Here is a 22205-nt window from a genome sequence, read left to right as displayed (position 1 = left end):
ATCCTACGCTTGTAGCACTTGTAGGTCGGCAATCCTTTGCCGACGCCGCCGCCGAGCCAACGGCTTCGTCGGCAAAGTATCCCCGACCTACTCGCGAGCACTCGTACCGTAGGTACGAAAATGCTCCAAGACGACTTGAAAAACGGGAGACTCGAATGAAAAACAGCTTCAACGCCCGCTCGACGCTCCGCGTCGGCGACCGCGAGTATACGATCTACCGGCTGGACGCCGTCGGCGACGTCGGCCGCCTGCCCTACAGCCTGCGCGTTCTGCTGGAAAATCTGCTGCGCAACGAGGACGGCGTCACCGTCACCCGCGAGGACGTCGAAGCCCTCGCCGGCTGGGATCCGAAAAATCCGCCCAATCGCGAAATCGCCTTCTCGCCCGCGCGCGCCCTGCTCCAGGATTTCACCGGCGTGCCGGCCCTCGTCGACCTGGCCGCCATGCGCGACGCCATGGCCGAGCTCGGCGGCGACCCGGCCATGATCAACCCCCTCATCCCGGTCGAACTGGTCATCGACCACTCGGTCCAGGTCGACGCCTTCGGCACATCCGAGGCGTTCGAAAACAACGTGGAGCACGATTACCACCGCAATGCCGAGCGCTACGCCTTCCTGCGCTGGGGCCAGCAGGCCTTCGACAATTTCAAGGTGGTGCCGCCCAACACCGGCATCTGCCACCAAGTGAATCTGGAATATCTGGCGCGCGTCGTCTTCTCCACCGACGAGAACCCCAACCTACCGCGCGATGCCGGACTTCCGATCGCCTATCCCGACACCTGCGTCGGCACCGACTCTCACACCCCCATGGTCAACGGCCTCGGCGTGCTCGCCTGGGGCGTGGGCGGCATCGAAGCCGAAGCGGTCATGCTGGGGCAGCCGGTTTCCATGCTCGTTCCGGAGGTCATCGGCTTTCGCCTCGAAGGCACCCTGGCGCCGGGCGTGACCGCCACCGACCTGGTGCTGACCATCGCCGAAATGCTCCGCAAGAAAGGCGTGGTCGGCAAATTCGTCGAATTCTACGGTCCCGGCGTCGCCTCCTTGAAACTGGAAGACCGCGCCACCATCGGCAACATGTCACCGGAATACGGCGCGACCTGCGCCATTTTCCCGCCCGACGACCAAACCCTTCGCTATCTCCGCTTCACCGGCCGCTCCGAGGAGCGGATCGCGCGGGTCGAGGCTTACCTGAAAGAACAGGGGCTCTTCCACGACCCGAACGCACCCGAGCCGGTCTTCACCGACACCCTGTCGCTGGATCTCGGCGCGGTGCGGCCCAGCGTCGCGGGCCCCAAGCGTCCGCAGGACCGCATCGGCCTCTCCGACCTGAAGCGGGCCTTCCGCGAAACCCTCCCGTCCCTGCTTCCGGCCGGAGCCCAATCCGCGGCGTCGCAACCGACGAAGCATGAGCCCCGCATCGATCACGGCTCGGTGGTCATCGCCGCCATCACCAGTTGCACCAACACGTCCAATCCTTCGGTCATGATCGCGGCGGGCCTTCTTGCCAAGAAGGCCTGCGACTACGGACTCGCCCGGAAACCCTGGGTGAAAACCTCGCTGGCGCCGGGCTCCAAAGTGGTGACGGACTACTTCCGCCGGGCCGGGCTGACGCCGTACCTGGACCGGCTGGGCTTTCAAACCGTCGCCTACGGCTGCACCACCTGCATCGGCAACTCCGGGCCGCTGCCGCCCGAGATTTCCGCACAGATCCGCGAGCGCGGACTGGTGGCTTGCTCGGTGCTTTCCGGAAACCGCAACTTCGAGGGACGGATCAACCCCGAAGTGCGCGCCAATTTCCTGATGTCGCCCCCTCTGGTCGTGGCCTTCGCCATCGCCGGCCGGATCGACTGGAACCCGGACCAGGAGCCCATCGGCACGGGCAAGGACGGCAATCCCGTGTTTCTCAAGGACATCTGGCCCACCGAGGAAGAGATCGAAAGCACCATCCGCACGGCCATCCGGTCCGACATGTACCGCGCGAGCTACGGGCAAGTTTATGATGGCGACCGGCGCTGGAAAGCCATGCCCATTCCTTCGGCGGACCGCTTCGCCTGGGATGAGGATTCCACCTACGTCCGCCGGCCGCCCTATTTCCCGGGAATGCGGGAGGAAGCGCCGAAAGACGTGGAAGACATCCGCGGCGCGAGGGCGATAGCCTTGCTCGGCGACTCGATCACGACCGATCATATCTCGCCGGCCGGGAGCATCCAGAAGGACTCGCCGGCCGGAAAATACCTGATCGGGCACGGCGTCGAACCGCAAGACTTCAACTCCTACGGCTCGCGGCGCGGCAATCACGAAGTCATGGTGCGCGGCACCTTCGCCAACGTGCGCATCAAGAACCGTCTCGCGCCCGGAACCGAAGGCGGCTACGCCACCTATTTCCCGGAAAACACCGCCATGACCATCTACGACGCGGCGGTGCGCTACCAGCAGGACGGCACGCCGCTCTGCGTCCTGGCCGGAAAGGAATACGGCTCGGGCTCCTCCCGCGACTGGGCGGCCAAGGGCCCCCATCTACAGGGGATTCGGTTCGTCCTTGCCGAGAGCTACGAGCGCATCCACCGATCCAACCTGGTCGGCATGGGCATCCTTCCGCTCCAGTTCCGGGACGGCGAGAACGTCGAATCGCTAGGCCTGAGCGGCCGCGAGACCTTCGCCGTGCTCGGACTCGGAGAGGCCATAGCCACCCGCTTCGCCAACGGCCGCGACGTGACCGTAGAGGCCACGGACGAAAACGGACGAACCAAAGCGTTCGGCGCGACGATCCGCATCGACACGCCGCAGGAGGTGCTGTATTACCTGCACGGCGGCATCCTCCAGTACGTCCTTCGCCAACTCCTGGCCGGCAAGAACGCCGGGTCCGTCTTCGACGCGACGCCCACCGCATCCCGGCCGGCACCGCAAACGCCGCCGTGCGAAGGCATGGTGGACGAAGGCTCCAAGGACTCCTTCCCGGCCAGCGACCCGCCGGCGTATTGAGCAGAGCCCGCTGGATGTGGTGAGCGAAGCGAACCGCCCTTCGACCGAGTTCAGGACAGGCATCGTTCGAGAACGCGACCGGTGCGGCTCATGCCGGACCATCCTGGTCCGGCACCCTACGGGCGCCGTGCAAACCGGCTATCCTGCCGGTTTGTCGTGCCTCGCCGCACCCTACGGCGTAGGATGTGGTGAGCGAAGCGAACCGCATCAGGCGCGGCCGATCGGTGCGGTTCGTCCCTCACCGCACCCTACAAGCGTAGGATGTGGTGACCGGAGGGAACCGCATCGTTCGAGGATGCGATCGGTGCGGTTCGTCCCTCACCGCACCCTACAAGCATAGGATACGGTGAGCGAAGCGAACCGCCCTTCGACCCGGCTCGGGACGGGCATCGTTCAAGCTCCGCACAAGAACTTGCGAATGATCGGAATTTTTTTCGATATCTTTAAGTGCCAACTGCCCGGTATTGCCGGAATGGAGTTCCAGATTATCAACCCGGGCGATTATTGCTCCGAGCTACGGCAGTGACTCCTTGTTCTCCGCCGGCTCTGCGGTCCTCGAGAACTCATCTTGAAGATCGTTCACCGGCAAGTTTTCCCTCTGCACCGGCTCATCCGGCAAACCCGGGTTCCCCAAGACGGAAAAGGACGAATGGCGCCCCTTGAATCCCGCAAGCTTGCCAAGCCTCTCTAAACTCGGCGTTCGAGATTTACTGAACGCCCCACAACAAGAACAAGAAAGCCCATGACACCGGCCTCCCGCTTACCAACACGGCCAACGGCGGTATCCCGATACCGTTTCAAAGATGAACAGGGAAAGAACACATGAGACGGCTCGATACGCAAGTCGCCGAGTACCGGGTAGCCGGCTCCCGGGTCGAAGACGGAGGAACGGATGGCGGCGGAGGCCCGGCATGACCCCCAATCTCTTCGGCTGGAGCGAATCCGTCTGGCGCATCATCGACCAGATCGGCATTCTTTTCGGGGTCGCCATGGGCGTGACCTGGTTCGGCGGACTCCTCTTCGCAATGCTCAAGCCCGACATCCTCAGGCGCTGGTTCTTACGCAACCGTTTTCCCAATGTCGGCGACGATCTCGCGGCGGACGAACGCTGGGACGGGCTGATCTTCACCGTCAGCAAGGCCGAACTACCGATCCTCGTCCTGCGGCGGCTCAGGCCGGAACACATTGGACTGATCGCCAGCGGACAGTCGCAAAACCATGCCGAGACCATCCTGCGAGAGGCCGAGGCGATGGGTATCAGGAGCCACGGCATCGTCCGGGTGGACAACCCCGACGACCCGGCGGAAACCCGCGAATGCACCCGAGCGCTGCTCAACCGGATACGGGCGGCAGGGAGCTTTCATTGCGCCATCGACATCACCGGCGGCAAGACGCCCATGAGCCTGGGCGCGTTCATGGCCGCCGAGGAAGCGGGAGTCAGCACGCTCTACCTGGCCTCCCGCTACGACGACAAGCTACAAAAGCCCCATCCCCTCAGCGCCCGCATCCACTGCATTTCCAGGCCGGAGTGACGGATGCAAGTCTGCGTCCCGGCGAATTTCACTTTAGGCCGGGCGACACCGACCCCGCGACGGCGGGAAGCGCTGAATAAACCCTCTCCCTCTGGGACAAATCGGCACGACTGCCGATTGACTCGCTTCATCCCTGAGGCTCGCCCTTCGGGCCGTGCTTCGCACGTTCCCGTTCGCTCCCGGCGAACGGGTGCACGCGTGAGCGCCGCTTGCGGCTCCGCAAAGGGAATGTGCGGAGTGATCGGCTTGGGTGAGGGCCTGCTGGATCAAGCGGTTGCACAGGTCGCTTCTCCCAATTGGACACTTAGTCAGAGCTTCCTTAACGGTGGCAGCATGGCAAAAGCCGTGTACACTTAGAATGCGGCGGCCCGTTTTTTTGAACGCGCCGTAAACCCGGATCGCAACGCTAACTTTTCGGTGAACGGATTTTTCTACAACCCCCTTTGTAAGCCATTGAATATGGAGGTGTTTTAGACACGAACCGTTTGAATCGAGACCTGATAAAGAAGGGATTAAGACAACAGAGCCAGGCCGCAGTACCACTTCACGCGCCAGTTTGAATCGAGACCTGATAAAGAAGGGATTAAGACCTGCCGGGGTGAGACCTTGGTTCCCTCGGTCGGCTCGGTTTGAATCGAGACCTGATAAAGAAGGGATTAAGACGCACTTGAACGAACGTAACCGGGAAAGATTTGAAGGTTTGAATCGAGACCTGATAAAGAAGGGATTAAGACGAGACCTCGTCGGGGATATAGAAACTTTCATACCCGTTTGAATCGAGACCTGATAAAGAAGGGATTAAGACACAAGAACCAGCAGTAACATTTTCCTGATTAGCGAGAAAGTTCAGCACAGGCTCACGTGGTGAGCGAGTATAGGCTTTAGACTATGGACATCGATCACAAGAGAGGTGTCCCATGTCAATGAACCAAGTGCAATTTCAAAAGGGATTGTCGTTGGCCGAGTTTCTGACCCAATACGGCACCGAAGCACAGTGCGAAGCGGCCTTACAAGCTCTGCGGTGGCCGGACGGTTTCCGTTGCCCAGCCTGTGGCGAGGCACGGCATACGGTATTCAAACGAAATGAGCGAACCTACTGGCAATGCGGACACTGCCGAAAGCAAACGACGTTAACCGCCGGGACGCTCTTCGAAGCGACCAAGCTGCCGCTCACCACCTGGTTTCTGGCGATGTATCTCCTAACCCAGGCCAAGAACAATGTCTCAGCCTTGGAGTTGATGCGTCATCTCGGAGTGTGTTATCGCACCGCCTGGCTGATAAAGCACAAGTTGATCCAGGTGATGGCGGAGCGAGAGGCGGATCGGCAATTGAGCGGGCGGGTCGAGATCGATGATGCTTACCTGGGCGGTGAGCGCTCGGGGAAACGGGGACGAGGGTCGGAAAACAAAGTCGCCTTCGTGATGGCGGTGCAAACCACGGATGACGGACGTCCGTTATTTGTGCGTATCGATCCCCTGCCGTTCACCCAGCAGGCGATTGCGGAGTGGGCTCAACGCGCCTTAGCTCCGTCGACTTATGCACTCACCGATGGTTTGAGCGGGTTTCGGAGCTTGCAGCACGTCGTCGCTCGCCACGAATGCCTGATTCTGGGCTCTGGGCGGCAGTCGGCACAACATCCTGAGTTTCGTTGGGTTAACACGTTGTTGAGTAACCTGAAGACCGCGATTTCCGGTACCTATCACGCGTTCAAATTCGAGAAATACGCCAAGCGGTATCTGGCCGAGTTCCAATACCGTTTCAATCGGCGTTTCGATCTCAAAACGCTGCTTCGCCGGCTAGCGCACGCTGCCGTATTCACTCCACCTCGCCCCGAGTGGCAACTTCGCTTAGCTGAAGTTCATCGCTAATCAGGAACATTTTTTACCAGCTCAGTTTGAATCGAGACCTGATAAAGAAGGGATTAAGACCAAAAGTAACGGAACGCTTCGGAAACCGTCCCGAAGTTTGAATCGAGACCTGATAAAGAAGGGATTAAGACCTGCATACTCCATCGTCTTAACCTTACCCTTGAAGTTTGAATCGAGACCTGATAAAGAAGGGATTAAGACATATCCCTCAAACCGCTCCCCGCACACCGGGCGTTTGAATCGAGACCTGATAAAGAAGGGATTAAGACGGCCCAGAGCCGAGGAAATTCTTGATCATGGCATGTTTGAATCGAGACCTGATAAAGAAGGGATTAAGACCAAAAACTTTGTACTCAATCCCTGAGTTTTTGGGTTTGAATCGAGACCTGATAAAGAAGGGATTAAGACGTTGGGTAAAGATTTATTCATCATAGACTGCCGTTTGAATCGAGACCTGATAAAGAAGGGATTAAGACCAAAAGTAACGGAACGCTTCGGAAACCGTCCCGAAGTTTGAATCGAGACCTGATAAAGAAGGGATTAAGACATCTCGATCTGATCGACATCAACGTACTGGTCTTGTTTGAATCGAGACCTGATAAAGAAGGGATTAAGACGTAATCGCGGCGCGGGCTTCTTCGATGGTGTCGTGTTTGAATCGAGACCTGATAAAGAAGGGATTAAGACTTCGTCTTCTATCAAAGTGTCGCAAAAAACCAGCGTTTGAATCGAGACCTGATAAAGAAGGGATTAAGACCCTGCCGGGCCGAACGCCGTTCGCGTTTCAATATGTTTGAATCGAGACCTGATAAAGAAGGGATTAAGACACCGACGTGTTGTGGAAGGTGTTTACTAGGGTAATGTTTGAATCGAGACCTGATAAAGAAGGGATTAAGACTCTTCCAACTCGGCCTTGAGGAACCGGTTTTCGTTTGAATCGAGACCTGATAAAGAAGGGATTAAGACATTCGCTTCGGTTTGTAGTTTTCGGCCATCTTTCGTTTGAATCGAGACCTGATAAAGAAGGGATTAAGACACCCTTTCCCGAACTCTTTTCAAAGCTTCCGGACGTTTGAATCGAGACCTGATAAAGAAGGGATTAAGACGCCTGCAAGATGGCCCGGATCACCGAGAGTTTTTGGGTTTGAATCGAGACCTGATAAAGAAGGGACCCAATCGGGAAAAAACCTGGCATTTCGTCAAACACCGAGGGGAAAAACCGTAGATTGCGACGAACGAAGGAAACCGCCCTTCTACGGGCGCGGGACAGACATCGTTCGAGAACGCCATCGGTGCGGTTCGTGCCTCACCGCACCCTACGGGCCGTAGGCTGTGGTGAGCAAAGCGGCCCGCATCATTCGCCGCTGCCGAGCACACCGAATCACGCGCCGGGTCGTCGCGCCTCACCCAACCAAAGAAATGACATGCCTCAATGACGCGGCGGTCCTTGTTGCGGTTTTCACCGGCCCGGCGTTGAGGCATCATCCGCTGCGCGTGTCAATTCTGAGAGGGAAAAATCACGATGAGACTGAAACGCCCCGAGGACCTCGAATGGTCGGACCTGCCGAACATCGAGCATCCCTTCTTTGCCCGTTCGGACGTCGAATGGGCGTTCCTCGATGACGACGAGCCGGACGGCATCTGGGACCTCGACGACGTGCTGGCCGACCTGTTCGACGATCTCGATCCCCCGCCGCACTGGGATCCGGCAACTCTCGACCTGTTGCTGGACGAGATCGACTACGGGGAAGTTTTCCTGGTCCATGAATCCGGTAAGCGGCCCTTTGCGCCGGTGGTCCGCTGGCAAGCGGACGGCGAATCCGCGGATCGAGGCCGCTGGGTGAGCAACCTTTCTATGACGGAGCTTCCGATCCTCCGCCGGCGCCTGGAAGACATCCTCCGCCGCTTGAACGAGACGCCCGCGCGCCGGGGCTCGGCCCCGGGGTCGTGGTGGGACAAGGCGGTGGGCGGGGCGAAGGAACTGGGCAATCGCTTCGCCAAGGCCAACGCGGCGATGAATGCCGAATGGCTGGCGGAGCGGAACATCGTGGCGTTCAGGGACCGGGCCACCGGCGAAACCCTTGGTCCCGGCGCGGTCCGGCAGCGCTACGAGACGGACGGGCGGGACCTGCTGCCCCCGGTCGGCGACGGCGAGGCCGACGGGGCGCGCGTGGTCCGCGACTCGGCCGGCGCGGGCGCGATGCTGTCCGCCGCCATGGCCCTGGCCACCCGGTTCCGCTCGGTGGTGCGCCACCCGGACGAATTCGCGGCCGATCTCAAGCAGATCCTGACCCACAACACCCGCTCGGCGCCCGAGGCGCTGGGCAAGGCCGGGCTGGAGCAAGCCAAGCGCCGGCTGGGACACCGCTCCGACCCGCGCTACGTGGACCGCTACCACGGCCCGGACGACATGACGAAGAAGGACGGCCGGCTGGCCGAGTGGGAGGCCAAGGGCAACAACCAGGACAGCACGTCGGTGGCGCTGGACACGAAAAGGAACCGGCAGGGCTCGCGCGAAAAGAACCTGCGTCGAGCTCAGTTGATGACCCGCGACAAGGCCCGGAAGGTCGGCCTCCCTTCCGACCGCCAGGGCGGACCGTACACGGCGGAGGAGATTGATTTGTGGGGGGAAGTTAGGGACTTGGGCGGCAACAAACAGCACATCTCCGTCCACACCAACACCAACACCGGCCGGGTGCGCGTGTTCGAACGCGATGCGGACGGCAACATCGCCCAAACCCTGGACGAATTCGAGCTGGAAAACTTCAACGAACTGAAACAGGTAATCGGAGAGGCGTTCAAATGAGCAACACACCGGAACAGCAGCAGATCGATCATTGGCTAAAGGTGGCAAGAGACGGACTGACGCAGACGGAGGAAGACTTCAAAAGCGGTTTCTACGAAGCGGAAAACATTTCAATCGAGAGTGTTCACACGGGCACGGCCATGCTTTATGCTTCCCTCGCCCGCGCCAAGTTCCTGAACGGCGACCCGATCGCCGAGGTCCGGGCCGAGTTCGCCAATGCCGCCCGCCACATCCTGAAAAGCTTCCGCATGGCCTACGACGAAACGGACCCCGATTATCAGGGGGAAAAAGCCGACTGGACCGAAGTGAGTGAATTGATGGCCATCGACGGCTTCAATTTCGCCCTGATGGCGGCCGACTTCGACCTGGCCGCCGAACTGGCCGGGTGGTTTCGCGACCGACCGGATGGCGTTCGAATGGACATCGAAGTCAACCGCTACGCCCACGCCCTCAAATCCGTCGTACTCGACGACCTGCCGCAGGCCCGCGGGCTGTTGTCGGCTCAGATCGATGCGTATGCGGCCAAGCCATCCAAGCGCAACGATTATCGCAAGAACTACTTCACCTTGAGCACGGCTCTATCCGGCATTGCGGACACGAACGAAGCCCGCTTCAACGAGGGACTGGCCGCGCAACTGAAAATCTATCAGAGTTACGCCCGCGGCGAGGCCCGGAACACCGACGAGGAATTCATCTGCGATCACGCCGTCGCCTTGGCCAATCTCGGCCTGCGCCGGGGACTCGCGGTCACGGCGGAACACCCTACCCTGCCCCGGGGCTTGCTGATCCAGCCCTAAAGCATTATTGACCCGGCCCAAAATAACGTTCGCCCTGAGCTTGTCGAAAGGCACTCGGCTTGGGGCTTCGACAAGCTCGGCCCGAACGGAATCAATAGGGTATTTAAGGGCCGGATGAATAAGACGGGTTCCTTCGTCTATTCTCTGCCGGTGGTCTTCAGTTCGAATCGAGACCTCGTAGGATGCGGTGACGAAGGAACCGCATCATTCACCGCTCAGGACAGGCACCGTTCGCCGGCGCCATCGGTGCGGTTCGCGCCTCACCGCACCCTACGGGCTACCACGGCCCGGACGACATGACGAAGAAGGACGGCCGGCTGGCCGAGTGGGAGGCCAAGGGCAACAACCGGGACAGCACGTCGGTGGCGCTGGATATCAACGGGAACCGGCAGGGCTCGCGTGACAAGAACCTCGTCCGAGCCCAGTTGATGACCCGCGACAAGGCCCGGAAGGTCGGCCTCCCTTCCGACCGCCAGGGCGGACCGTACACGGCGGAGGAGATCGATCTGTGGGGCGAGATTGACGAATTGGGCGGCGACAAACAGCACATCTCCGTTCACACCAATACCGACACCGGCCGGGTGCGCGTGTTCGAACGCGACCACAGAGGCAATATCACCCAAACCCTGGACGAATTCGAGCTGGAAAACTTCAACGAACTGAAACAGGTAATCGGAGAGGCGTTCAAATGAGCAACACACCGGAACAGCAGCAGATCGATCATTGGCTGAACAATGCCCGCTACCAAATTGAACGGACCTGGCGGTTGAACAGGGAAGGGTTTCATGAAAAACATGGTGTGTCCTTGCAATGCGTTCACACGGCGGTTGCGGGAGATCACGCTTCCCTCGCCCGCGCCAAGTTCCTGAACGGCGACCCGATCGCCGAGGTCCGGGCCGAGTTCGCCAATGCCGCCCGCCACATCCTGAAAAGCTTCCGCATGGCCTACGACGAAACGGACCCCGATTATCAGGGGGAAAAAGCCGACCTCAGCGCCGTAAGCGAAACCATCGCCATCGACGGCCTGAATTTCGCCCTGATGGCCGCCGATTTCGATCTCGCCGTCGAACTGGGACGCGGGTATCGTGATCGCCCCGACGGCTTCAGCCTCGGCCTCGATGTCAACCGCTATGTCAATGCCCTGGCCTTCACCGTGCGGGACCGCCTCGAAGACGCCCGCCAGCGGCTGCAGGCGCAGTTCGACGATTACGCCCGCAAACCGCCCAAAAGCGCGGCGGACCGGAACTACCACTCGCTCGTCACGGCTCTGTCCGGCATCCTGGAGCGGGACGCGGCCCGCTTCAACGAGGGACTGGCCGCGCAACTGAAAATCTATCAGAGTTACGCCCGCGGCGAGGCCCGGAACACCGACGAGGAATTCATCTGCGATCACGCCGTCGCCTTGGCCAATCTCGGCCTGCGCCGGGGACTCGCGGTCACGGCGGAACACCCTACCCTGCCCCGGGGCTTGCTGATCCAGCCCTAAAGCATTATTGACCCGGCCCAAAATAACGTTCGCCCTGAGCTTGTCGAAAGGCACTCGGCTTGGGGCTTCGACAAGCTCAGCCCGAACGGAATCAATAGGGTATTTAAGGGCCGGATGAATAAGACGGGTTCCTTCGTCTATTCTCTGCCGGTGGTCTTCAGTTCGAATCGAGACCTCGTAGGATGCGGTGACGAAGGAACCGCATCATTCACCGCTCAGGACAGGCATCGTTCCAAGACTTCGCAAGCTTGCCGATTCTTTTCTAAACTTGCTCTCGGTATGTAATGAACGCCCCGCAACAAAAACAAGAAGCCTCATGTCCTTCGCTCACCCACGTCCATCGTTGCCCCTGGCAGTGTTCCGCTGCCATTTCGAAACCACCGAGCCGCTCCGCCTTCCCGCCTACGCCGGTTCCGCCTGGCGCGGCGCCCTCGGCCATGCGCTCAAGCGCGCCGTGTGCGTGGTGCGGGGAACGTCATGTCCGTCCTGTCTTTTGTACCGGAGCTGCGTCTTCCCCTACGTGTTCGAAACCCCGCCGCCGCCCGACAGCGAAAAAATGCGCCGCTACACCACGGCGCCCCACCCCTTCGCGCTGCGCATCGATCCGCGAAGCGACGGCTCGCCCTACCGCCTCGGGCTGACCCTGTTCGGACGCGCCGACCGCCATCTCCCTTATTTCATCCACGCCTTGGATCAGGCCGGCAAAGCGGGCCTCGGCCGCGCGTCGCAAGCCTTCGAACTGATCAAGGTGGAGCAGGCCGAGGCAACGGAACATCAGACCGTCTACGAACCCGGCCAGCCCCTGCGGCTGACACCCGCCCGGACGCCGCCCATACCCGCCCTCCCCGAGCGTTTCGAAATCCGCCTCGAAACCCCGTTGCGACTGAAACGGGAGGACCACCTGGTCACACCCGCGCAGTTCGGTTTCGGCGATCTGTTCGGCCATTTGCTGCGGCGGTTGTCCATGCTGAGCTATTTCCACGCCGATACGCCGCTGGAGGCCGACTTCGCCGCCCTCGCCCACGGCTCGCGAACCGTGCCCGTGCATGAGCCCGCGCTCCACTGGCACGACTGGACCCGCTATTCCTCGCGCCAACAAACCACCATGCAAATGGGCGGACTGCTCGGCCGCTTCGAACTGCGCGGCGAGGACGTCGAGCCCTTCTGGCCCTATCTCTGGCTCGGCCAATGGACCCACGTGGGCAAGGGCGCCACCCTCGGGCTCGGCCGCTACCGGATTCGCGCCGCAAGCTTGCCGGACACCCCGGCCGACGTCTGACGGCGGAACACTGTAGCCCGAAGAACAGGAACGCCAGGGACGGCGGCTAGACCGTTCACCCAACCGAAACCCGAATGACCCACTCCCGCAGAATCTTGCTCGTCATCACCGGCTTGACGCCTCAAGTCGTGACCGAAACCCTGTTTGCCCTGTGGCAGGACGACCCCGAGTCGCTGCCGACCGAGATCCACGTCCTCTCCACCGCGGAAGGCGTGGAGCGGGCGCGCCTGATGCTGTTCAGCGATGAGCCGGGCTGGTTTCACCGATTGCTCAAGGACTACCGGCTGCCGCCGATCCGGTTCGGCGCGGACAGCCTGCACACCCTGACCGACGGCGGCGGACATTCCCTGACCGATATCCGCAGCGGCGCGGACAACACCGCGGCCGCGGACGGCATTACCGAATGGGTGCGCCGCCTCACCGAGGACGACGACACCCAGTTGCACGTGTCGCTCGCCGGCGGCCGGAAAACCCTCGGGTTCTTCGCCGGCTATGCCCTCTCGCTGTACGGACGCCCGCAGGACCGTCTCTCCCACGTCCTGGTCGACGCGCCGTTCGAGTCGCACCCCGGCTTTTTCTACCCCACGCCGTATTCCCACGTGATCTACGCCTCGCCGCCCGATCAGAAGCCGCTCGACACCCGGAACGCCGCCGTGACCCTGGCCGACATCCCCTTCGTGCGCCTCCGCCACGGCCTGCCCGAGGCGCTGCTCAAAGGCCGCAGCAGTTTCTCGGCGACCGTGCGCGCCGCCCAAACGGCCCTGGGCCCCGCGCGCCTCGACATCGATCTCTCCGCGCGTACCGTAACCGCCGGCGGCATCGCCGTTCCCTTTCCGCCCGCCGAACTGGCCTTCTACGCCTGGCTCGCCCGGCGAGCGCAACAAAGCCTCGAACCGATTCCGTGTCCGTCGCCCTCGCTGCCGGACTATCCGAACCGGGCCTACGCCGAAGACTATCGCCGGGAATACCGCGCCATCATCGGCGAACTCGGCGACGACGACCGCGTGGTGGATGGGCTCCGCTACGGCATGGACAAGAATTATTTCGAGCGGCGCAAGAGCCGGGTGAACCGGATGCTGCGGGATGCTTTGGGAGCGGGGGCCGCCGCTTATCAGATCAAAGGTTTCGGTCGACGCCCCAGAACGGCGTACGGCCTGAGCCTGTCGGCCCATCAGATCGGATTTTGTGATTGATTCAGAGGAGACCCGGATGAATTCCGAACGACTGGAAGCCTCGGCCCGCGTGGCCCTGGCAGCGTTTCTGCACGACTTGGGGAAATTCGCGGAGCGTGCTTCGCCGCATGTCGATGACACCGTGCTGGAAACCCACCTGCAACTCTATTGCCCGCGCCACGAAAGGCCGGGCGGAGGGTTCTGGTACAGCCACAAACATGCGGCCTATACCGCCCTCGCGGTGGACTGGCTGGAGAACGAAGGCTTGCCGCCGCTCAAGGGATGGGCCATGGCGCCGTTCGCCGACTGGAAATCCCGCGACGTGGACGACTCGCTGGTCAACGCCGCCGCAAAGCATCACCGGCCGCAAACCTTCCTGCAATGGATCATCGCCACCGCCGACCGAGTAGCCTCCGGCTTCGAGCGGGAGCAATTCGAGAACTACAACCGAGCCGAGGAAAAGACCTCCACCGGCAAGAACCATTACCAGGCGCGGCTGCTGACATTGTTCGAGCAAATCCGGCTGGAATCGGACTCCCCGGACCGATTCGCCTATCGCTATCCGTTGCGCCCCCTCAGTCCCGAAAGCCTGTTTCCGGAAAAGCGCGAGACTAGCGAACCGGATAACGATGCCGCGGCGCAACGGGAATATGCCGGTCTCTGGGACGGCTTCATGAAGAGCCTTGGAGCCATACCCGAATCTCACCGCCACAGTTTGCCCTTGTGGCTGGATCATTTCGATACCCTCTGGCAGACCTACACCCATGCCATTCCCTCAGCCACGGCTTTCAACGTCAAGCCGGAAGTGCCGCTGTACGATCATTCCAAGACCACGGCAGCCCTGGCCGTGGCGCTATGGCGCTATCACGCCGATCAAGGCCACGACCCCGCCGAACGCCTGGCGCGGCTGCGCGGCCGGGACGATTGGGACGAACCGAAATTTCTGCTGATACAGGGCGATTTCTTCGGCATCCAGAAATTCATCTTCGCCGGCGGCGGCGAGACCAAGAAGAACGCCGCCAAGTTGCTGCGCGGCCGTTCGTTCTATGTTTCGCTGATTACCGAATGCGCGGCGCTCAAGGTGCTGGACGAGTTGCAATTGCCCTCCACCAGCCAGATAACCAACGCTGCCGGAAAGTTCCTCATCGTCGCGCCCAATACCGATGAAACCAGAACCCGTCTCGCCGAAGTCCAGAAAACTTTCGACACGTGGTTCTTGAAACACAGCTACGGAGAAGCCGGACTCGGCCTAGCTTTCGAACCGGCCTGCTGCAACGACTTTCTCGGCGGGAAGGAAGGCGAAAGCCGCTTTGCCGCGCTCATGAAGAAGCTGCATCGGAATCTGGAGCGGGCGAAATACAGGCATTTCGATTTGTGCGGCGGGGGCGATCTGAACCCCGTGTTCGAAAACTATCTTGACGGTTTCAATAACGAGTGGGGTGCTTGCGCCGTAAACGACCGCGCCCCGGCCGAAGTCGAGAGGAACGGCGTTCGGCTCAGCCGGCTCGCGGCGGACCAGATCAAAGCCGGCGAATTGCTGGTGAAGTGCGAAAGGCTGATCCTCAGCATCGCGAAGCTGCAGGACAACCGCACGCTGGACCTGCCGATCTTCGACTATTACGTGCACTTCACCGGCAACGAGGAGGCATCCGGGCGCTTCGGCGCGGAAGTCAAGAACGGCAATATCCGGCGACTGTTCGATTTTTCGCTGCCCGATCCGAACCCCGCCCGGCCGCTTTGGAACGGCTATGCCCGGCGCAACATTCGCGGCTACGTGCCGGTATTCGAAGACCTGGAATGGAAAGATCCGCGTTACGACCGAATTCAGAACAACCTGAAAGACGAGGACGATCCTGCCGCCGGCGATCTGAAAACCCTCCACCACATCGCCTGCGAAGACCTGGACGAACGCCGGGAATTTCGCGGCGTGACGGCGCTGCATACCCTAAAAGGCGACATCGACGACCTCGGCGCCATTTTCCAGCGAGGACTGAAGCAGCCGACCTTCGCCAAGATGGCGGCACTATCTCGGCAGGTGAACAATTTCTTCGCCGTCTACCTGCCGTGGCTGTGCCGTACGGAATACCGGAACAGCTACACCGTGTTCGCCGGAGGCGACGATTTTTTCCTGATCGGCCCTTGGAAAAGCCAGGTGGAGCTGGCGCATCGGATGCGTCGGCAATTCGGGCGCTACGTCGCGGAAAACCCGGAACTCCATTTCTCGGCCGGCCTCGCCGTGACCAAGCCGGCGGTGCCTATCCATTACCTTGCCGAAGGCAGCGAGGATGCATTGGAAGACGCCAAGAAGCACCGCCGCGGCGACGAAGAAATACCGGGCAAAAACGCCCTCACCTGCTTCGGACAAACCGTGGGCTGGGACGAGATGGACGCCCTATGGGGATGTTATGAACGGCTGGCCGGGTTGGCGGGGGAATACCGGCTTTCGACCGCCTATCTGTACGGCTTGCTCGGGCTGGCGGATCTGGCCGAAGGCATGGCGACGGACCCGGCCAAGGCCCGGTGGCGCTCTTTTCTGTATTACCGGACATGGCGCATGGTGAAAAGCGAAAGGAAACAGAGCGCCGAAGAGCAAAACGCCATGCACAACCGAATTATCGCCGAAATCGAATCCGGCATACGTCAATACGGGGCGGCTTACAAGATCGCCCTGCATTTGTATCTGTATCAACAACGTGACTAAAGGGGGGAACCCATGAGCTATTACGACAAAAGCAGGCCGCAGCAGAGCGGCGGCAGACAAAATCAGGATAGGGGGCCGTCAAGGGAACTGGAAGAAATCCTGAAGCAGATCGACGTCGCGAACCCGAACGGAGACTTGTTCGACGCGACCGCCGAACGCGCGGCCGAGGAAATCGCGAAATCGGCAAAAGCCAGCAAGAGAGACAAGAACAAATCCACCCAGCTCCGCCGCTTCTACGACGAGATTGTCATGTGGGACCAGCGGATACGCCAGCTGAAGGAGGACGAGCGAATCAGGATTTACGGCACCCAATACCTGCCGCTCATCAAGATGCTCAACGCCAAGGCGGCCTATGCGGAGTCCCGCGAACTGATAGACCAGAATTTTCTGACGTTACTGCGGCATGGCTTGCGTCAGCTCGAACCGGACAAGCCCGAAGCATTCAAGAACTTCAAATTGTTCATGGAAGCCTTCATGGGTTTCTACAAGCTATACGGTCCGAAATACCAAGACGCGACCGCCCGACAATCCCATTGATCGCAAGTTTCTACAAGCTATACGGTCCGAAATAACCCGGGGAAACGCTCATGCAACTCAAAGCCATCAACCAGATCAGCGGCGAAATCAAACTCCTGACCGGCCTACGCATTGGCGCCGGCAACGAAGAAATGCACATCGGCGGGATGGACAACCCTGTCATCAAGCATCCCTATACCCAGGAACCCTACATTCCCGGCTCCAGCCTCAAGGGCAAGATGCGCAGCCTGCTGGAATGGCGCGCGGGTATTGTCGCGCTTTGCAAGGACAAGAAAGGCAATCCGGGCAAGCCGGTTTCCGTGGACCATTTGAAGGATATGAACGAGCGTCAGCGCCGAGATGCCGAAGCCATCATCCGTCTTTTCGGCATTTCCGGCGACGCCGGAGACGCGGCGGAAAAATACGGCCCGACCCGCATGGCGTTCTGGGACTGCAATCTGACCGAGGAACATCGGCAATTCGTTCGTGACAATAACTATCTCTACACCGAAGCCAAGAGCGAAAACAGCATCAACCGCATCACCGGCGTGGCCGATAATCCCCGCCAAACGGAGCGTGTTCCGGCGGGAGCGAAATTCACCTTCAGGCTTAACCTGAAGGTGCTGGACGAAAACGATACCGACCTGCTGGACCTGGTGAAAATCGGCCTCAAAATGCTGACGCTCGACGGCATCGGCGGGTCCGGTTCGCGAGGGTATGGCAAGATTGAATTCGACGGTCTAACGCTCAACGGGCAGGCATTCGATTTACCCGAAACGCTGTTTTGAATTGGAGGCGATCCGAATGAACACCGTCCGTCAAATCATCGACGCTGCGCCGGAAACCGTCCCCGTGCCATCGGAATTTCGGCACAAGCGCGTAGAAATCACTTTTCGTCCGTTGGAAGAAGGTCCCGTGGAAAAGGACGGCCACGGCTGGCCTGTCGGCTTCTTCGAAGCGACGGCCGGAGCTTGGGAAGGCGATCCGCTCACGCGGGAACACTGGGAGACTTGACGTGAAGCTTTACCGCATTCTGATACATCCCGGAACCGCCTTCGCCACGCCGCTCAAGGGCGACACCCTGTTCGGCCAGTGCTGCTGGGCGATCCGTAATCTTTGGGGCGAAGCCAGGCTGATCGAACTCCTGCAAGGCTACACCGATTTCCGGCCGTTCCTGGTGCTTTCGGACCCCGTGCCGGAGGGTTTCCTAGCTCGCCCCGCCGCCCCTCCGCATCTGCTCGGTCTCGATACGGAAAACCCCAGGGAACGCAAGCAGATCAAGGCCCGGCGCTGGCTGCCGGAGGACGTGTTGACGAAGCCGGTCGGCGCCTGGGGGCAGGAAGCACTGAGCGAAGCCGACATGATGGACCGGCTGCAACTGAAGGGGCCGTTTCTCCGCCACGAAAACCGCACTCACAACAGCCTGAACCGACTGACCGGCACCACCGGGGCCGGTGAAACCGGGTTCGCGCCGTACGATCGGGCGCTGACCTGGTATCACCCCGAGGTGCGTTTGTCGATTTACGCGGCGCTGGATGAAAACCGCCTCGACTTCACGCTTGAGAACCTGAGTGAAGCTCTCATGGCCGTAGGCCAGCAGGGCTACGGCAAGGACGCCTCCAGCGGACTCGGCAAGCTCGAGGTTCTGAAAGCGGCGCCTTATGACCCGCCACGTCCTGCCGCCCCGAACGCCTGGCTGACCCTGGCGCCCAGCGCTCCCCAAGGGCAGCAATGGAAAGCCGAGCGTTGTTACTACGAAACCTTCACCCGCTTCGGCCGCCACGGCGACCGCGCCGTGCTCGGCGGGAAGCCGTTCAAGAACCCGGTGTTGACGGCCGACAGTTTCGCCATCCTCACACCCGCGATCTTCGAGCCCTCCGCCCGTATCACGGGACGGGGCATCGGCGGCGTTTCCAAAGCGATCGGCACCGCGGTCCATCAAGGCTACGCCCCGGTCTTCGGCGTGCAATGGGAGGAAGCACAGTGAGTTCTTTCTTAAACACCCAAACCGTTTACATCTCGACGCTCACCCCGGTGCACATCGGCAGCGGCGAAGATTATTACCCCACCAATTACGTCATCGACGAGGGTTACCTGCACTATTTCGGGGAGTTGCAGTTGTTGGAAGCATTGAAACCAGCGGAGCTACATGAGCTTGCTAAATTGGCGGAAATTCGCGAAGGTCAGGCCGCCATCCGTCGGATGCAAAAGTTCATCCACGACAAACGCGCGTTACTCAAGACTTATGCGCAACATGCCATGCCGGTTTCGCCCGCCTTGGAGGGATTCTATCGAGACAGCATTGAAGGAAAAAAAGATACGAACAAACTTGCAATCCAGCGCAATACCTTCAACCTCCACACACAACGACCTTACATTCCAGGCAGTAGCCTCAAAGGGGCAATACGGACCGCGATTCTGGACACATGTCTGAAAAAGGACCGGCAGTACGCCGATCACCTAAAGAAGGCAGTGAACGACGCCGTCCATAGCTATGAAAACGCAACGGATCAGCGTGCGGCGAAACGGAACGTTCAGCGCAATCTACGGCTGACAGGCCGGGATGTTCCAGGTAAGTTACTGAAATACAGTCATGTCACCGAAGACCCTTTACGACTGCTCAAGATCGGAGATGCGCCATATCACCATCCGGACGGATTGGATGGACTGGAAATCAGATATGCGGTCAATCGAAAGAAAGGACGCTCAAAGAAAAAGTCAATGGCCGAAGAGCGGGATTTATACACCTTGCTTGAGTGCCTGGGCGCCCATCGCAGTCGCAGCTTTCAAACGGAATTGACCCTTCTGTCGAGCAGGGAATTGAGTCGCTGGCAAAACAAGCTTCCCTTCGAGAGCGTCTCGGACCTAGCCGAAGTCTGTAACGACTACTATTTCCCACGTTTGCACAACGAACTCGACGCGCTGCAAGACCTGCAGTACGCCGATACTGATTGGATCAACTCTTTGAGAAAGCTACTGTCCGGCGAACTAAAGGAAGCGCGAAATCGCGGACAAATATTTCTCCTCCGTATTGGCAAGCACTCGGGGGCTGAGCACACCACGTTAGACAGCGTGCGCTGTATCGAAATCATGCAGAAGCAAGGTCAACCGCCCAAATATCTTGACCACGCAACCACGCTATGGCTTGCCGCCGATGCCAAAGACCAGACGGGCGCCATGCTCCCCTTCGGCTGGATACTGGTTGAACTCGACGATGCCGGCCTGCGTGAAACGCACGCCTTCCTCCGGCGCACCGCGCAAGCGGCCTACGATCGACTGGAACAGGAACAAAAGCGGAAATCCGAGGCCGAGCGGCTGCGGGCCGAACGCTCCCGAGCCGAAGCCGACGCGCGGCGGCAAGCCGCCGAAGAGACCGCAAAAGCGGAAGCCCAAGCCGCCCGTCTCGCGGCCATGTCGGAAAACCAGCAGAGGACCGAAACCCTGCGTGGCGAAATGACTGCCGGCAATAAGGGCAAAGGTCCCGGCAGCCAGTTGTACGACCGCTTACGAAATCTGATCCAGGAGACGGCGAATTGGGACGAATCCGACCGCCAGGCCTTGCACCCCGTAGCCGTCGAGATATTCGACTGGCTCGGCATCCGCAAGGACGACGGCAAGCGCAAAAAACTCTTGCGCAGTCTCATGGCGCCATGATGAGCTTGCACCGATTCTATTTATCGGATTCTTCCGTCAGCGGAGAACACGTCATGAACTGGCAAGACATCTGCGATAACCCGTTATTCAAGGACCTTCCCTTCAAATTCGAAACCGACCGCTGGGGGCATATCGTCATGAGTCCGGCCACCGACAAACGTTCCCGGCTCCAAGGCGAGATTTTGAACCTGCTGAGGCAACATCTTCCCCACGGACGGGTATTGTCCGAGTGCAGCGTACAAACCTCCGAGGGCGTAAAAGTGGCCGACGCGGTTTGGGCCAGCGCGGAGTTTTTCGCCCACCGCGGTTTGGCCAATCCTTCCCCGGAAGCCCCTGAAATCGTGGTCGAAGTGCTTTCGCCGTCAAACGGCCGGGCCGAAACGGAGGAAAAGAAGGAACTTTATTTCGCCCGTGGCGCGCGCGAATTCTGGGTGTGCCGGGAAGACGGCGAAATGCTGTTCTACAACAACCACGCCCGGCTCGAACACAGCACCCTGGCGCCCGAATTTCCGACCCGTGTCGAGTTGCCCGCATGACGCTCCGAAAATCGCCGTCGCTCGACGCTAACTTTTCGGCAAGCCGATTTTTCTGCAACCCCCTTTGTAAACTATTGAATATGGAGGTGTTTTAGACACAAGCCGTTTGAATCGAGACCTGATAAAGAAGGGATTAAGACATGGAAACCGTTCGAAAACCAATATTTTTCTTGTTTGAATCGAGACCTGATAAAGAAGGGATTAAGACCAACCATGCGTCAACATACCCCAATACCGCCACGTTTGAATCGAGACCTGATAAAGAAGGGATTAAGACCGAAGTCTGGAGGGCGTATTCATCGCCCTTCCGGGTTTGAATCGAGACCTGATAAAGAAGGGATTAAGACTGATCGCGGGGGCCAGGTACATCGCACCGTTGGTTTGAATCGAGACCTGATAAAGAAGGGATTAAGACGGAGCCCTGCAATGCTATTCACGTTCGCCATACCGTTTGAATCGAGACCTGATAAAGAAGGGATTAAGACAAACCGTTTCCGGTTATGTTCCTTCCCACATTGCGTTTGAATCGAGACCTGATAAAGAAGGGATTAAGACTCCTTGGCCATTGGGCTCTTAGACTTCCGGATGGGTTTGAATCGAGACCTGATAAAGAAGGGATTAAGACACTATTCGTTCTAGCTGTCTGCGCTAGCTTTCGGTTTGAATCGAGACCTGATAAAGAAGGGATTAAGACGGATGCTTTGCCGTGCTGCCAGCACAACAGGGCGTTTGAATCGAGACCTGATAAAGAAGGGATTAAGACACAGCACGCTCATGCTCCCGGTCTGAGAAGATGGTTTGAATCGAGACCTGATAAAGAAGGGGTATCCATAAAGAACATGAATAAAAAAGCCGTAGGATGCGGTGACCGGAGGGA

General features: G+C 59.7%; 16 protein-coding genes and 3 CRISPR repeat arrays. All 16 genes read left to right on the top strand.

Annotation, left to right across the window (positions count from 1 at the left end; genetic code table 11):
• Window positions 1-155 precede the first annotated feature (155 nt).
• The 16 genes from acnA to sS8_RS26830 all read left to right on the top strand — a co-directional run bounded on the left by acnA (window position 156) and on the right by sS8_RS26830 (window position 21328).
• Entirely contained in the window at window positions 156-2981 is a 2826-nt protein-coding gene (gene acnA, locus sS8_RS26905) for an aconitate hydratase AcnA (RefSeq protein WP_119632451.1), read from the top strand.
• A 911-nt stretch (window positions 2982-3892) separates the two neighbouring features.
• Window positions 3893-4513 (top strand): PDDEXK family nuclease, encoded by a 621-nt coding sequence (locus sS8_RS26895; protein WP_170161285.1) that lies wholly within the window; start codon window positions 3893-3895, stop codon window positions 4511-4513.
• A 483-nt stretch (window positions 4514-4996) separates the two neighbouring features.
• Window positions 4997-5318: direct repeats of the CRISPR family, unit length 36 nt; unit sequence GTTTGAATCGAGACCTGATAAAGAAGGGATTAAGAC.
• 112 nt (window positions 5319-5430) lie between these two features.
• Window positions 5431-6381 carry an IS1595 family transposase gene (locus sS8_RS26890; RefSeq protein WP_119632448.1) on the top strand — a complete coding sequence of 317 codons (951 nt, stop codon included), beginning with the start codon at window positions 5431-5433 and terminating at the stop codon, window positions 6379-6381.
• Between the two features lie 23 nt (window positions 6382-6404).
• Window positions 6405-7559: a CRISPR direct-repeat array (repeat unit 36 nt; unit sequence GTTTGAATCGAGACCTGATAAAGAAGGGATTAAGAC).
• Window positions 7560-7903: 344 nt separating this feature from the next.
• Window positions 7904-9187, top strand: a complete 1284-nt coding sequence (locus tag sS8_RS26885) for a hypothetical protein (protein ID WP_119632447.1) — start codon at window positions 7904-7906, stop codon at window positions 9185-9187.
• Window positions 9184-9984, top strand: a complete 801-nt coding sequence (locus sS8_RS26880) for an Imm49 family immunity protein (protein ID WP_119632446.1) — start codon at window positions 9184-9186, stop codon at window positions 9982-9984. The genes sS8_RS26885 and sS8_RS26880 overlap by 4 nt, the downstream gene beginning before the upstream one ends.
• 296 nt (window positions 9985-10280) lie before the next feature.
• Window positions 10281-10676: a hypothetical protein gene (locus sS8_RS26875; RefSeq protein ID WP_119632445.1), complete on the top strand. Its 396-nt coding sequence runs from the start codon at window positions 10281-10283 to the stop codon at window positions 10674-10676.
• Entirely contained in the window at window positions 10673-11470 is a 798-nt protein-coding gene (locus tag sS8_RS26870; RefSeq protein ID WP_119632444.1) for an Imm49 family immunity protein, read from the top strand. The genes sS8_RS26875 and sS8_RS26870 overlap by 4 nt, the downstream gene beginning before the upstream one ends.
• 316 nt (window positions 11471-11786) lie before the next feature.
• Entirely contained in the window at window positions 11787-12749 is a 963-nt protein-coding gene (gene cas6 / locus sS8_RS26865) for a CRISPR system precrRNA processing endoribonuclease RAMP protein Cas6 (RefSeq protein ID WP_119632443.1), read from the top strand.
• 74 nt (window positions 12750-12823) lie between these two features.
• Window positions 12824-13942: a CRISPR-associated ring nuclease Csm6 gene (gene csm6 / locus sS8_RS26860; RefSeq protein ID WP_119632442.1), complete on the top strand. Its 1119-nt coding sequence runs from the start codon at window positions 12824-12826 to the stop codon at window positions 13940-13942.
• Between the two features lie 16 nt (window positions 13943-13958).
• Window positions 13959-16622, top strand: a complete 2664-nt coding sequence (gene cas10, locus sS8_RS26855; RefSeq protein ID WP_119632441.1) for a type III-A CRISPR-associated protein Cas10/Csm1 — start codon at window positions 13959-13961, stop codon at window positions 16620-16622.
• A 12-nt stretch (window positions 16623-16634) separates the two neighbouring features.
• Window positions 16635-17159 (top strand): type III-A CRISPR-associated protein Csm2, encoded by a 525-nt coding sequence (gene csm2, locus sS8_RS26850; RefSeq protein ID WP_119632440.1) that lies wholly within the window; start codon window positions 16635-16637, stop codon window positions 17157-17159.
• Between the two features lie 50 nt (window positions 17160-17209).
• Window positions 17210-17926 carry a type III-A CRISPR-associated RAMP protein Csm3 gene (csm3, locus tag sS8_RS26845; protein ID WP_119632439.1) on the top strand — a complete coding sequence of 239 codons (717 nt, stop codon included), beginning with the start codon at window positions 17210-17212 and terminating at the stop codon, window positions 17924-17926.
• Window positions 17927-17942: 16 nt separating this feature from the next.
• The gene (locus sS8_RS26840; RefSeq protein ID WP_145986690.1) at window positions 17943-18152 is read left to right on the top strand and encodes a hypothetical protein; all 210 of its coding nucleotides are present in this window, start codon (window positions 17943-17945) and stop codon (window positions 18150-18152) included.
• 1 nt (window position 18153) lies between these two features.
• Window positions 18154-19125 (top strand): type III-A CRISPR-associated RAMP protein Csm4, encoded by a 972-nt coding sequence (csm4, locus tag sS8_RS28425; RefSeq protein WP_170161284.1) that lies wholly within the window; start codon window positions 18154-18156, stop codon window positions 19123-19125.
• Window positions 19122-20792: a type III-A CRISPR-associated RAMP protein Csm5 gene (gene csm5 / locus sS8_RS26835; protein WP_170161283.1), complete on the top strand. Its 1671-nt coding sequence runs from the start codon at window positions 19122-19124 to the stop codon at window positions 20790-20792. The genes csm4 and csm5 overlap by 4 nt, the downstream gene beginning before the upstream one ends.
• A gap of 53 nt (window positions 20793-20845) precedes the next feature.
• Window positions 20846-21328 (top strand): Uma2 family endonuclease, encoded by a 483-nt coding sequence (locus tag sS8_RS26830; RefSeq protein WP_119633045.1) that lies wholly within the window; start codon window positions 20846-20848, stop codon window positions 21326-21328.
• A 104-nt stretch (window positions 21329-21432) separates the two neighbouring features.
• Window positions 21433-22160: direct repeats of the CRISPR family, unit length 36 nt; unit sequence GTTTGAATCGAGACCTGATAAAGAAGGGATTAAGAC.
• Between the last annotated feature and the right edge of the window lie 45 nt (window positions 22161-22205).

Origin of the sequence: Methylocaldum marinum (assembly GCF_003584645.1) — a bacterium.
Taxonomy (GTDB): Bacteria; Pseudomonadota; Gammaproteobacteria; order Methylococcales; family Methylococcaceae; genus Methylocaldum; species Methylocaldum marinum.
Note: the sequence above shows the minus strand (reverse complement) of the source record. Positions and strands in the feature narration are given on the sequence as shown.